Annotated in this window: 11 protein-coding genes; 7 read left to right on the top strand and 4 right to left on the bottom strand. The window is 69.0% G+C overall.

Annotated features, from left to right (window positions below; translation table 11 throughout):
* Positions 1–1,062: tartrate dehydrogenase (locus FG99_RS20685; RefSeq protein ID WP_043272252.1), on the bottom strand; the 1,062-nt coding region annotated here is incomplete at its 3' end.
* A gap of 103 nt (positions 1,063–1,165) precedes the next feature.
* Here FG99_RS20685 and FG99_RS20690 point away from each other — a divergent pair.
* Positions 1,166–2,080, top strand: coding sequence for a LysR substrate-binding domain-containing protein (locus tag FG99_RS20690; protein ID WP_043272114.1), 915 nt, complete (start codon positions 1,166–1,168; stop codon positions 2,078–2,080).
* Positions 2,081–2,493: 413 nt separating this feature from the next.
* Here FG99_RS20690 and ung read toward each other — a convergent pair whose 3' ends face one another.
* A complete protein-coding gene (ung, locus tag FG99_RS20695; RefSeq protein ID WP_043272115.1) occupies positions 2,494–3,189 on the bottom strand; it encodes a uracil-DNA glycosylase in 696 nt (231 codons plus the stop codon).
* A gap of 71 nt (positions 3,190–3,260) precedes the next feature.
* Between ung and FG99_RS20700 the strand changes: the two genes are divergently transcribed.
* Positions 3,261–4,130 carry an HDOD domain-containing protein gene (locus tag FG99_RS20700; RefSeq protein WP_081884682.1) on the top strand — a complete coding sequence of 290 codons (870 nt, stop codon included), beginning with the start codon at positions 3,261–3,263 and terminating at the stop codon, positions 4,128–4,130.
* 3 nt (positions 4,131–4,133) lie between these two features.
* Here the strand turns inward: FG99_RS20700 and FG99_RS20705 are convergent, their stop codons facing one another.
* Positions 4,134–5,015, bottom strand: a complete 882-nt coding sequence (locus FG99_RS20705; protein WP_043272116.1) for an AraC family transcriptional regulator — start codon at positions 5,013–5,015, stop codon at positions 4,134–4,136.
* 141 nt (positions 5,016–5,156) lie between these two features.
* On the opposite strand from FG99_RS20705, the gene FG99_RS20710 reads away from it, so the two are divergent.
* The 5 genes from FG99_RS20710 (at position 5,157) to FG99_RS20730 (ending at position 10,213) form a co-directional block, all read left to right on the top strand.
* Entirely contained in the window at positions 5,157–6,320 is a 1,164-nt protein-coding gene (locus tag FG99_RS20710) for an isobutyryl-CoA dehydrogenase (protein ID WP_009618759.1), read from the top strand.
* A 252-nt stretch (positions 6,321–6,572) separates the two neighbouring features.
* Positions 6,573–7,391 carry an enoyl-CoA hydratase gene (locus tag FG99_RS20715; RefSeq protein WP_043272117.1) on the top strand — a complete coding sequence of 273 codons (819 nt, stop codon included), beginning with the start codon at positions 6,573–6,575 and terminating at the stop codon, positions 7,389–7,391.
* A gap of 10 nt (positions 7,392–7,401) precedes the next feature.
* Positions 7,402–8,505, top strand: a complete 1,104-nt coding sequence (locus FG99_RS20720; protein ID WP_009618755.1) for an enoyl-CoA hydratase/isomerase family protein — start codon at positions 7,402–7,404, stop codon at positions 8,503–8,505.
* Between the two features lie 67 nt (positions 8,506–8,572).
* Entirely contained in the window at positions 8,573–9,463 is an 891-nt protein-coding gene (gene mmsB / locus FG99_RS20725) for a 3-hydroxyisobutyrate dehydrogenase (protein WP_043272118.1), read from the top strand.
* A gap of 108 nt (positions 9,464–9,571) precedes the next feature.
* Positions 9,572–10,213 carry an NAD(P)-dependent oxidoreductase gene (locus FG99_RS20730; protein WP_043272119.1) on the top strand — a complete coding sequence of 214 codons (642 nt, stop codon included), beginning with the start codon at positions 9,572–9,574 and terminating at the stop codon, positions 10,211–10,213.
* A 561-nt stretch (positions 10,214–10,774) separates the two neighbouring features.
* Here the strand turns inward: FG99_RS20730 and FG99_RS20735 are convergent.
* Positions 10,775–12,760, bottom strand: a complete 1,986-nt coding sequence (locus tag FG99_RS20735) for an alkyl/aryl-sulfatase (protein WP_043272120.1) — start codon at positions 12,758–12,760, stop codon at positions 10,775–10,777.
* Between the last annotated feature and the right edge of the window lie 24 nt (positions 12,761–12,784).

Raw genomic sequence — 12,784 nt, forward strand, 5'->3', positions numbered from 1 at the left:
GGCCTCGCCCACTTCCTGGGTGGAGCGCTGGCCGCCCATGTCGCGGGTCACCTCGCCTTCGGCGATGACCTGCTCGATGGCCGCGAGGATGTCGTCATGGGCGGCGCGGTAGCGCGCGTCGCCCTGGCCGAGGAAGTCCAGCATCAGCGCGCCGGACCAGATCATGGCGATGGGGTTGGCGATGTTCTTGCCGTAGATGTCCGGCGCCGAGCCGTGCACCGGCTCGAACAGCGAGGGGAACCTGCGCTCGGGGTTGAGGTTGGCCGAGGGCGCGATGCCGATGGTGCCGGCGCAGGCCGGGCCGAGGTCGGAGAGGATGTCGCCGAACAGGTTGGAGGCCACCACCACATCGAAGCGCTCCGGCTGCAGCACGAAGCGCGCGCAGAGGATGTCGATGTGCTGCTTGTCCCAGGTGATCTGCGGGTAGTTCGCGGCCATGGCCTCGGTGCGCTCGTCCCAGTAGGGCATGCTCACGGCCATGCCGTTGGACTTGGTGGCCGAGGTCAGGCGCTTGCGCTCGCGGCTCTGGGCCAGGTCGAAGGCGTACTTGAGGATGCGGTCGACGCCGCGGCGGGTGAACACCGATTCCTGCAGCACGAACTCGTTCTCGGTGCCTTCGAACATGCGCCCGCCCAGGGAGGAGTACTCGCCCTCGGTGTTCTCGCGGATCACCACGAAGTCGATGTCGCCGGGCTGCTTGTTCGCCAGCGGGCACGGCACGCCGGGGAACAGGCGCACCGGGCGGATGTTCACGTACTGGTCGAACTCGCGGCGGAATTTCAGCAGCGAGCCCCACAGGGAGATGTGGTCGGGCACCTTGTCCGGCCAGCCGACAGCGCCGAAGTACAGGGCGTCGAAGCCCTGCAGCTGCTGGAACCAGTCGTCGGGCATCATCTTGCCGTGCTGCAGGTAGTAGTCGCAGCTGGCCCACTCGAAGTGCTCGAACTCCAGCGCCAGGCCGTGTTTGGCGGCCGCCGCCTGGACGACGCGCAGGCCTTCGGGGAGGACTTCGTTGCCGATGCCGTCGCCGGCGATGGCGGCGATGCGATAGGTCTTGCTCATGCTGGGCACACTCTTGTGGCTGTAGGGCTTGTCGTGCCGACCATGCTATAAGCGCCATTCGAAAACATAATCCTGCTTTCCATGGATTCTTAAGACACGAATCGTGAACAATCTGCCGAACCTGGAAGACCTCGCCGTCTTCGTCCAGGTCGCCAGGCGCGCGAGCTTCGCCGCCGCCGCCAGCGAGCTGGGCATGTCCACCGCCTTCATCAGCAAGCGCATCCGCCTGCTGGAGCAGAACCTCGGCGTGCGCCTGCTGCATCGCACCACCCGGCGGGTGTCGGTGAGCGAGGACGGCGAACGGGTGTACCACTGGGCGCTGCGCATCCTCGATTCGGTGCAGCGCATGGGCGACGAGGTCTCGGCGCTGCACCGCGAACCCAGCGGCCAGCTGCGCATCGCCAGCAGCCTGGGCCTGGGCCGGCGCTTCGTCGCCCCGGCGCTGTCGGAGCTGGCGGCGCGCTACCCGCAGCTGGACATCCGCCTGGACGTCCACGACCGCCTGGTGGACCTGGTGGCCGAGGGCGTGGACCTGGACATCCGCGTGGGCAACGAGATCGCCGCCAACCTCATCGCCAAGCCCCTGGCGAAGAACCGCCGGGTGCTCTGCGCGGCGCCGGCCTACCTGGAACGACGCGGCACCCCGCGCAGCCTGGCCGAGCTGACCAGCCACGACTGCCTGGTGATCAAGGAGCGCGACCACCCCTTCGGCGTCTGGCACCTGGAGGGGCCCAGCGGCGAGGAGAACGTGAAGGTCACCGGACCGCTGTCATCCAACCACGGCGAGGTGGTGCACCAGTGGTGCCTGGACGGCCGTGGCATCCTCCTGCGCTCCTGGTGGGACGTGCACGACAGCCTGGCCGACGGCCGCCTGGTGCAGGTGCTGCCGGAATACCAGCAGCAGGCGGACATCTGGGCGGTGCACGCCGCGCCCCTGGCCAGCTCGGCCAGGGTGCGGGTGGCGGTGGAGTTCTTCCGGCAGTATTTCGCCGAGCGCTACACGCTGCCGGAGAGTTGAACGGGGAAGGCTGAAGGCTTTTCGTAGGAGCGAGCTTGCTCGCGAACGGTGTTCACCGCTGGCAGTTGCGGCGATGGGTATCGCTTCGCTCAACACCATCCTACGGGTCTTGTGCTTACCGGAGGGGGTAGGAGCGGACTCCGTCCGCGACTGTGCTCCCCGTCGGCAATTGTGTTTCGGGTTGACTCCTTGCCCTCACCCCAGCCCTCTCCCAGAGGGAGAGGGGGCCGTTCGGCGCGGCCGGGTTGATCGGTTTCAGCCTGATACCGCAACGCAGTAGAACTTTCAGAATGACTCCTGACTCCCACTCCGCTCAGGACAGCCCCCTCTCCCTTCAGGGAGAGGGTTGGGGAGAGGGCGCGCGGCCACCCCCAGCACCGAAACACCCGGCATACACCACACCACCCCAGCCCTCAAACCTCCGGCAACGCCCAATCGATCGGCGTCTTGCCATTCTGCTCGAGGAACTTGTTGGTCCGGCTGAAATGCCCGTTGCCGAGGAAGCCACGGTAGGCCGACAACGGCGACGGATGGGCGGACTTGAGGATCAGGTGCTTGCGCGGGTCGATCAGCTTCTGCTTGCTCTGCGCGTGGGAGCCCCAGAGCAGGAAGACCACGCCGTCGCAGCGCTCGTTGACCACCTCGATCACCCGGTCGGTGAACTGCTGCCAGCCGGCCTGGGCGTGGGAGCCGGCGCGGGCCTGCTCCACCGTCAGCGAGGTGTTGAGCAGCAGCACGCCCTGCTCCGCCCAGTGCTGCAGGTAGCCGTGGTTGGGAATGGGGACGTTGAGGTCGCGCTGCAGCTCCTTGTAGATGTTCTGCAGCGACGGCGGCGCCGGCACTCCCGGCTGCACCGAGAAGCACAGGCCGTGGGCCTGGCCGGGACCGTGGTAGGGGTCCTGGCCGATGATCACCACCTTCACCTTGTCCAGCGGCGTGGAGTTGAGGGCGTTGAAGATCAGCGGGCCCGGCGGGTAGATCACCTTGCCGGCGGCCTTCTCCCTGCGCAGGAATTCGCCCAGCTCGCGCATGTACGGCTTGTCGAACTCCTCGCGCAGAGCACTCTTCCAGCTCTCTTCCAGTTTGATACGATCGTCGGTCTCGGTCATGGGACACCTGATGGAACATGGCCGCCGCACCCTAAGAAAAGCTCCCGCCCCTTGTCAATGCGGCAAAGTCCATGGATCCCTCGGAAAGCTCTCCTGCCATCCCCCCTGCCGACGCCGTGCGCTTCGCGCTGTACAACCGTTTCCTCAAGGGCGAGGCCAAGGTGCCGCAGATGCCCGAGTCGCACCTGCGCGTGCGCCGCCTGCTGGGCGATGCGCGCACTTCGCTGGAGCAACTGGCGCGGGTGATCAACGCCGACCCGCCGCTGGCCGCCTACCTCATGCAGTTCGCCGAAAGCCCGCTGCTGCGCGGCGCCCGCCCCTGCGCCTCGCTGCGCGACGTTTTGGCGCGCCTGGGCACGCGGCGCCTGGGCAACCTGGTGCTGGGCTTCTCCCTGCGCAACCTCTACATCGGCAAGGAACGCATCCTCCAGCAGATGTTCCGCGCGCGCTGGAACGCCGCCCGCGAGCGCGCCGCCTACAGCGCCCTGCTCGCCCAGCACAGCCAGGTGGCCGAGGCCGACGATGCCATCCTCGCCGGCCTGCTGCAGGACGTCGGCAGCCTGCCGCTGCTGGCCGAGCTGGAGCGCTGGCCGCAGTACCCGCGCGATGCCGAGTCGCTGCAGCGCCTGTGCGAGCAACTGTCCGGCGACATCGGCGTGGTCATCATGACCGTCTGGAAGCTGCCCACCCTGACCATCGAATGCGCCCGCCAGCGCAGCCGCTGGGAGCGCGAGCACGACGGCCCGGCCGACCTCGCCGACCTGGTGCAGGTGGCCGAGCAACTGCGCAATCCGGCCCTGGCCGGCGATGCCCTGGCCGAGCTGCCGGCCTTCCGCCGCCTGGCGCAGGGCTGCCCGGCGCTGCAACAGCCCATCCCGCAGCTGCGCGCGCAATTGAACGAAGAAGTGAAGCTCTGGCAGCGCCTGCTCGCCGGCCGCTGAGCCTCAGCCCTGGTGCAGCGCCCGGTAGTGGCTGGGCGCCATCCCCACCACCCGCTTGAACAGCCGCGAGAAGTAATAGGCATCGGCATAGCCGAGCTGCTCGGCCACCTGGCGCACCTCCAGGTGGCCCTGGTCGAGCAGGCGGCAGGCGTGGGTCATCTTCAGCCGGATGAAATCCTGGATCGGCGCCTGGCCGGTCAGCGCGCGGTAGGTCTTGGCGAAGTGGAAGCGCGACAGGCGGAACTGCGCGGCCAGCTCGTCGAGGTTGAGGCTGCTGTCCAGGTGCTCGCGCATCAGCGCCTGCACCGCCTCGATGTCCAGCACCGCGCCGGACTTCAGCCGGGCGCGCACCGGGCGCAGCGCCAGGGAGGTCAGCAGGGCTTGCAGCAAATGCGCTGCGTGGATGAAGTGCGGCAGGCTCAGGCCCTGGCGGCGCAGCGCCAGCAGCGCGTCGAACTCCCCGCGCAGGCGCGGCTGCACGCCCACCCGCAAGCGCGGCGAGGAGCCCAGCGGGCGCAGGAACTCCTCGGCCAGGGCGCCGTCCAGGTGCACCCAGTAGATCGACCAGGGCCGCCCGGGCGCGGCGCCATAGGCATGGGCCAGGCCCTTGGGCAGCACCAGCAGGTCGCCGGCCAGCACCTCGAATCGTCCATCCGCGCAGCTCAGCCAGCCCTCCCCGGCGCTGCAGTAGATCAGCAGGTGGTCGTCCGGCGCCTGGCGCTCCATGCGGTGCCCGGCAGCGGCCGGGTAATAGCCCAGCGCCAGCGGGTAGCAGGCCTGGCCCAGCGGGTGCCGGGCCAGGGCGCGGCGCAGCCGCGGCGGGGTGATGAAGCGGACACCCTGCTGCGGCAGGGGCCAGGCCGAGAGAAGCGGGCTGCCGGACATGCGGATGAATACCCTGGGAAGTCGATCCAATGCCAAGATCGTCCATCCCCGAGGCAAGATCGTCAATCCACAGCGGGGCCCGCCTCGCGCTATAACCGTGGCAGGCTGTCCCACTTCACAAGAACAAACCGAGGAAGCTCCATGGAATTCGATCTCAGCGAAGAACAGCGCCTGCTGGTGGAAAGCGCCAAGGCCTTCGCCCGCCACGAACTGGCGCCGCACGCCGCGGACTGGGACCGCGAGCACCACTTCCCGGTCGACGTCATCCGCCGCGCTGCCGAGCAGGGCTACCTCGGCCTCTACATCGCCGAGGAAGACGGCGGCCTGGGCCTGTCGCGGCTGTCCGCGTCGCTGATCTTCGAGCAACTGGCCGCCGGCTGCGTGGCCACTACCGCCTACATCACCATCCACAACATGGCCGCCTGGATGCTCGCCAGCTTCGGCGACGCCGCGCTCAAGGCGCAGTGGCTGCCCGGGCTGATCGGCGGCGAGTCGCTGGCCTCCTACTGCCTCACCGAGCCGGACGCCGGCTCCGACGCCGCGCACCTGCGCACCCGCGCCCGCCGCGACGGCGAGGAGTACGTGCTGGACGGCGCCAAGACCTTCATCTCCGGCGCCGGCTCCACCGACGTGCTGATCGTCATGGCACGCACCGGCGCGGACGGCGCCAAGGGCATCTCCTGCTTCCTGGTGCCGGCCAACGCCGAGGGCATCCGCTACGGCCGCAACGAGGACAAGATGGGCTGGAAGGCCCAGCCCACCCGCACCATCACCTTCGAGGGCGTGCGCATCCCGGCGGGCAACCGCATCGGCCCGGAAGGCCAGGGCTTCGTCTACGCCATGAAGGGCCTGGACGGCGGCCGCCTGAACATCGCCAGCTGCTCCCTGGGCGCGGCCCAGGCGGCGCTGGAGCAGTCGCTGCGCTACGTCGAGGAACGCAAGCAGTTCGGCAAGGCCCTGGCCGAGTTCCAGGCCCTGCAGTTCAAGCTGGCCGACATGCTCACCGACCTCACCGCCAGCCGCCAGATGGTGCGCCTGGCCGCGCACAAGCTGGACCACAAGGACGCCGAGGCGACGCTGTACTGCGCCATGGCCAAACGCTTCGCCACCGACCGCTGCTTCGCCCTGTGCAACGAGGCCCTGCAACTGCACGGCGGCTACGGCTACCTCAACGACTACCCGCTGGAGCGCTGGGTGCGCGACAGCCGCGTGCACCAGATCCTCGAAGGCACCAACGAAATCATGCGGGTGATAGTCGCGCGCCGCCTGCTCGACCAGGGCGGCATGCTCGACCGCCTGCTGTAACCGCCCCGCACCCGGCCCTCGCCCGTAGGATGGGTTGAGCGAAGCGATACCCATCACCCCGCCCAACCGCATGGGTTTCGCAAGCTCAACCCATCCTACGTGGGGTGTCGGCAAGCGCAGAAAGATGGAAAAAACGCCCGCCCGGGCGGTCCAATCCGAACGCAACGGACATGGACGCCCGGGCCCGGGCCCCCTAGAGTCCCCGCATACCCCGGCGCCGGCCACGGCCCGCGCCCTGCCAAGGAGAACCCCATGAGCACCGCAGTCGAACCCTACAAGCCCGGCCACTTCGACCTGACCCACAAGCTCACCGTGGAGAAGCACGGCCACACCGCGCTGGTCACCATCAACCACCCGCCAGCCAACACCTGGGACCGCGACTCGCTGATCGGCCTGCGCCAGCTCGTCGAGCACCTCAACCGCGACGACGACATCTACGCCCTGGTGATCACCGGCCAGGGGCCGAAGTTCTTCTCCGCCGGCGCCGACCTGAACATGTTCGCCGACGGCGACAAGGCCCGCGCCCGCGAAATGGCCCGGCGCTTCGGCGAGGCCTTCGAGGCCCTGCGCGACTTCCGCGGCGTGTCCATCGCCGCGATCAACGGCTACGCCATGGGCGGCGGCCTGGAATGCGCCCTGGCCTGCGACATCCGCATCGCCGAGCGCCACGCGCAGATGGCCCTGCCCGAGGCCGCGGTGGGCCTGCTGCCGTGCGCCGGCGGCACCCAGGCGCTGGCCTGGCTGGTGGGCGAAGGCTGGGCCAAGCGCATGATCCTCTGCGGCGAGCGGGTGGACGCCGAGACCGCCCAGCGCATCGGCCTGGTGGAGCAGGTGGTGGACAGCGGCGAGGCCCGCGGCACCGCCCTGCTGCTGGCGGCCAAGGTGGCGCGGCAGAGCCCGGTGGCGGTGCGCACCATCAAGCCGCTGATCCAGGGCGCCCGCGAGCGCGGCCCGAACACCTGGCTACCGGAGGAACGCGAGCGCTTCGTCGACCTGTTCGACGCCGACGACACCCGCGAGGGCGTCAACGCCTTCCTGGAGAAACGCGAACCGAACTGGCGCAACAAGTAAGGATGACCCGATGAATGTACTTTTCGAGGAACGCCACGGCCTGCACGGCTTCCGCATCGGCATAGCGACCCTGGATGCGGAAAAGAGCCTCAACGCCCTCAGCCTGCCGATGATCGAGGCGCTGCTGCAGCGCCTGCAGATCTGGCGCGACGACCCGCACATCGCCTGCGTGCTGCTGCGCGGCGCCGGCACCAAGGCCTTCTGCGCCGGCGGCGACGTGCGCAAGCTGGTCGACGCCTGCCGCGAACACCCCGGCGAGGTGCCGGAACTGGCGCGGCGCTTCTTCGCCGACGAATACCGCCTCGACCACCTCATCCACAGCTACGGCAAGCCGCTGCTGTGCTGGGCCCACGGCTACGTCATGGGCGGCGGCATGGGCCTGATGCAGGGCGCCGGGGTGCGCATCGTCACCCCATCCAGCCGCCTGGCCATGCCGGAGGTGAGCATCGGCCTGTACCCGGACGTCGGCGCCAGCTGGTTCCTCGCCCGCCTGCCGGGGCGCCTGGGCCTGTTCCTCGGCCTGGGCGCCACCCAGATGAACGCCCGCGACGCGCTGGACCTGGACCTGGCCGACCGCTTCCTGCTGGACAACCAGCAGGAGGACCTGATCACCGGGCTGATCCAGCTGAACTGGCGCGAACAGCCCGAGGTGCAGTTGCACAGCCTGCTCCGCGCCCTGGAGCACGAGGCCCGCGGCGAACTGCCCGAGGCCCAGCTGCTGCCGCGCCGCGAGCGCCTGGACCAGCTGCTCGACGTGGCCGACGCCAACGACGCCTGGCAGGCCCTGGCCGCCCTGCAGAACGACGCCGATCCGTTGCTGGCCAAGGCCGCGCGGACCCTGGCCAGCGGCTGCCCGCTGACCGCCCGGCTGGTCTGGGAACAGATCCGCCGCGCGCGCCATTCGTCGCTCGCCGAGGTGTTCCGCATGGAATACGCCATGAGCCTGAACTGCTGCCGCCACCCGGAATTCCCGGAGGGCGTGCGCGCCCGGCTGATCGACAAGGACAACACACCGCACTGGCACTGGCCACAGATCGCTGCCATACCTGAGGCAGTGGTGGACGCGCATTTCGAGGCGACCTGGGAGGGCGCGCACCCGCTGGCGGACCTGTAGCCCCGCCCCCTCCCCGTGAAAGACGTGCTTCGTGGCGTTCACCCCTGGCAACCAGAGGAGAACGCGGATGAAACAGATAGCCTTCATCGGCCTCGGCCACATGGGCGCGCCCATGGCCGCCAACCTGCTCAAGGCCGGTTACCTGCTGCGGGTCTTCGACCTGGTGCAGAGCGCCGTCGACGGCCTGGTGCCGCTGGGCGCCAGCGCCGCGCGCAGCGCCCACGACGCGGTGGACGGCGTCGACGTGGTGATCACCATGCTGCCGGCCAGCCAGCACGTCGAGGGGCTCTACCTCGGCGAGCAGGGCCTGCTGCAGCACATCGCCCCCGGCACCCTGGTGCTGGAATGTTCCACCATCGCCCCGGCCTCGGCGCGCAAGGTCCACCATGCGGCGGCGCAACGCCGGATTCCCATGCTCGACGCGCCGGTCTCCGGCGGCGTCGGCGGCGCCGTCGCCGGCACCCTCACCTTCATGGTCGGCGGCGACGCCCAGGTGCTGGAGAAGGCCAGGCCGATCTTCTCCGCCATGGGCCGCAACATCTTCCACGCCGGCAGCGACGGCGCCGGCCAGGTGGCCAAGGTGTGCAACAACCAGCTGCTGGCCATCCTCATGATCGGCACCGCCGAATCCCTCGCCCTGGGCGTGGCCAACGGCCTGGACCCGCTGGTGCTGTCCGAGATCATGCGGCGCAGCTCCGGCGGCAACTGGGCGCTGGAGGTCTACAACCCGTGGCCCGGGGTGATGGAAAACGCCCCGGCCTCGCGCGGCTACGAGGGCGGCTTCCTCAGCGCGCTGATGGCCAAGGACCTCGGCCTGGCCCAGGAGGCCGCGCAACTCACCGGCAACAGCACGCCGCTGGGTAGCCTGGCCACCAGCCTCTACCGCCTGCTGCTCAAGCAGGGCTTCGGCGACAAGGACTTCTCGGTGGTGCAGAAGCTGTTCGACCAGGGATTGTGAAGCACAGCTTACGAGTGCATGGCGGCCCGGCCGGTTTTTCCCGCGCAGGGCGTGGCCGATCATGGGCGCCATTCCGCCGTGTTACGGCCTTTGCCCTGGAGCTTAACGATGAAAATCGCCCTGATCGGTGCCACCGGCCATGTCGGCCATTATTTCCTGGAAGAAGCGCTGCGCCGCGGCCTGCTGGTGACGGCGCTGGTCCGCGACCCGGCCAGGCTGGCCAACCGCGCCGGCCTCACCGTCGTGCGCGCCGACGTCTACGACGCCGCGCAGGTGGCCAAGGCGGTGGCCGGCCATGACGTGGTCATCAGCGCCTTCAACGCCGGCTGGGGCAACCCGGACATCCGCGCCGCCCATGCCCGCGGCAGCCAGGCCATCCTCGACGGCGCCAAGGCCGCCGGGGTGAAGCGCCTGCTGGTGCTCGGCGGCGCCGGCAGCCTGGAAATCGCCCCCGGCCAGCGCCTGGTGGACAGCCCGGAATTCCCGGAAGCCTGGAAACAGGGCGCCCTCGGCGCCGCCGACGCCCTCGACCAACTGCGCGGCGAAAAGGCCCTGGACTGGGCCTTCCTCAGCCCGGCCATGCTCCTGGAAGGCGAACAGCGCACCGGCAGCTTCCGCATCGGCGGCGACCAGGTGCTGTTCGACGCCAAAGGCGAAAGCCGCATCTCCCTCCCCGACCTGGCCGTGGCCATGCTCGACGAAGCAGAACGCCCCGCCCACCACCGCCAGCGCTTCACCGTGGCCTATTGAGCGGAACACCGTAGGAGCGGGCCCTGCCCGCGATTTCGCGCGCAGAGCGCGCTCCTACAGGGGAATGGCGCGGGTGGGGCGGCGTAGGAGCGGCTCTTATCCGCGAACCGCGCCGGTGGTTCCGGCCATCGCGGACAAGGTCCGCTACGGGGAAATGCCGTGCCTCACGACGGACTGTAGCGGGCCCTGCCCGCGATATCGCGCGCAGGGCGCGCTCCTACATGGGAACACCGCGGTGTGGGGCGGCGTAGCGGATCTTATCCGCGAACCGCGCCGGTGGTTCCGGCCATCGCGGACAAGGTCCGCTCCGGGGAAATGCCGTGCTTGTAGGGGCGCCGAAATGCGGCGGATAACCGCGAACGGTTATCCGCCCTGCGAACTCGCCGGCTGACACTGAACTATCCCCCGCTCCGAACAGCCCCCTCTCCCGCTTGCGGGAGAGGGCTGGGGAGAGGGCGCTCTTCCGGGAGTGAACAACTGGCCCGCCGCCTGCGCCGCGATGCTCTGCGTAGGATGGGTTGAGCTTGCGATACCCATCCTACGAGGGTACGTCTTCCCGCATCACCCCTCTTGCTTCCCCGGCGTGGCGATATCGAACCAGAACTCGAAGTCATCCAGCATGCCGAACAGCTTGGCCAGCAACAGCGGGTTGCCCGAGCTCTTCAGCTTGCCCTGGGCGATCAGCACCACCGGGTTGGCCTCCTTGAGCAGCAGGCGGTTGAGGTCGGCGCGGTCGATGGTCACCGTCTGCCCGGCGTCTTCGCTGTGCACCCCGCGGATGTTGTTCAAGTGCGAGTTCTTCAGCTCCAGCAGGTACTCCTGGCCGATGTCCGGCAGCACCAGGTTGATGGCGAAGTCCTCGCCCTCGGCCTTGCCGGCGTTCAGGCGCACGCCCAGGTAGTCGAACAGCAGGCCGGTGTCCATGGCGGCCAGGGCATCGGCGCTGGAGGTCTTCAGCGACGGCAGGTCGCGCGGCACGCCGTGGCGCAGCTCGTCCGCCGCGGCCAGGTAGCTGTTGCGCCAGCCGGCGTTCTCCGCCTGGTAGCCCAGCTGCTCCAGGGCGTCGGCCTGCAGGCGGCGGGCGGCCTGGTTGTCCGGCTCGGCGAAGACCAGCTTGTTGACCACCTCCACCACCCAGCGGTACTCGCCCTGGTCGAAGGACTTCTGCGCCATCTGCAGCACGTGCTCGGCGCCGCCCATGAATTCCACGTACTTCTTCGCCGAATCCTCCGGCGCCAGCGGGTTCAAGGTGGCCGGGTTGCCGTCGTAATAGCCCAGGTACTTGTTCACCACCGCGCGCACGTTGTGGCTGACCGAGCCGTGGTAGCCGCGGTTGTACCACTCGTTGGCCAGCTCCGGCGGCAGCTGGAAGCGCTCGTGGATCTGGTTGATGGTCACGCCCTGGTTGGCCAGGTGCAGGCTCTGGTCGTTGAGGTAGCCGTAGAGGTCGCGCTGCTTCTCCAGGGTGCGGACGATGTCCTCATGCCCCCAGCGCGGCCAGTTGTGCACGGCGAACATCACCTCGGCCTGGTTGCCGTAGCGGTGCAGCGCCTCGTTGATGTACTTGCTCCAGCCCAGCGCGTCGCGGGTCTCGGCGCCGCGCAGGGTGTAGAGGTTGTGCAGGGTGCCGGTGACGTTCTCGGCCATCAGCAGGGCCTTCTGCTTCGGCAGCCAGACGTTCATCTCCGAGGGCGACTCGGTGCCGGGGGTGTTCTGGAAGGCGAAGTCGACGCCGTCGATGCGCAGCTGCTCGTCGTCCTTCTCGATCAGCCGGGTCGGCGCGATCAGGCTCATCGGCCCGTGGGCGACGGCCTTGCCGATGGCCATGTCCACCAGCCCGCGCGGGCCCTGGGGCAGCTCGGTGCCGTACTGGTAGGTGGCGCGGCGCAGCATGGCGTTGCCGGCCAGCACGTTCTCCTTGATCGCCGACTCCATGAAGCCCTTGGGCGCGATGATCTGCACCTCGCCCTTGTCCACCTGTTCCTGGCTCACCAGGCCCTTCACCCCGCCGAAGTGGTCGACGTGGGCGTGGCTGTAGATGATCGCCTTGATCGGCTTCTGCCCCAGCTCCTGGCTGACCAGGGCATAGGCAGCCCTGGAAGTGGCCGGGGTGGTCAGGGTGTCGATGACGATCCAGCCGCTGTCGCCCTGGATGAAGGTGATGTTGGCCAGGTCGAAGCCACGCACCTGGTAGATGCCGTCGGCGACCTTGTACAGCCCGTACTTGAGGTTGAGCAGGGCCTGGCGCTGCAGGCTGGGGTTGATGCTGTCGATGTCCTGGCCGGCATCGAGGAAGCCGAAGCCGCCCAGTTGCCAGGCCACGCTGCCGTCGTCGTTACGGATCACCAGCTGTTCCGGGCGCTTGATCAGGCCCTGCTCGACCCGCGCGAAGTCGGCGCGGTCGTTGAACGGCAGCGCCTCGCGGACCTTCTGCTGCAGGGCCACGGTGAAGGCGCTGGGCGGCTTGGGCGCATCGGCGGGGTCGTCGGCGGCGAACAGCACGGGCGACAGGCCGGCCAGCAGGACGGCGGCGGAAAGGCGCAGCATGGAAAACTCCGGTTCTTGTTATGG

This window comes from Pseudomonas sp. AAC (genome assembly GCF_000725445.1).
GTDB lineage: Bacteria > Pseudomonadota > Gammaproteobacteria > Pseudomonadales > Pseudomonadaceae > Pseudomonas > Pseudomonas citronellolis.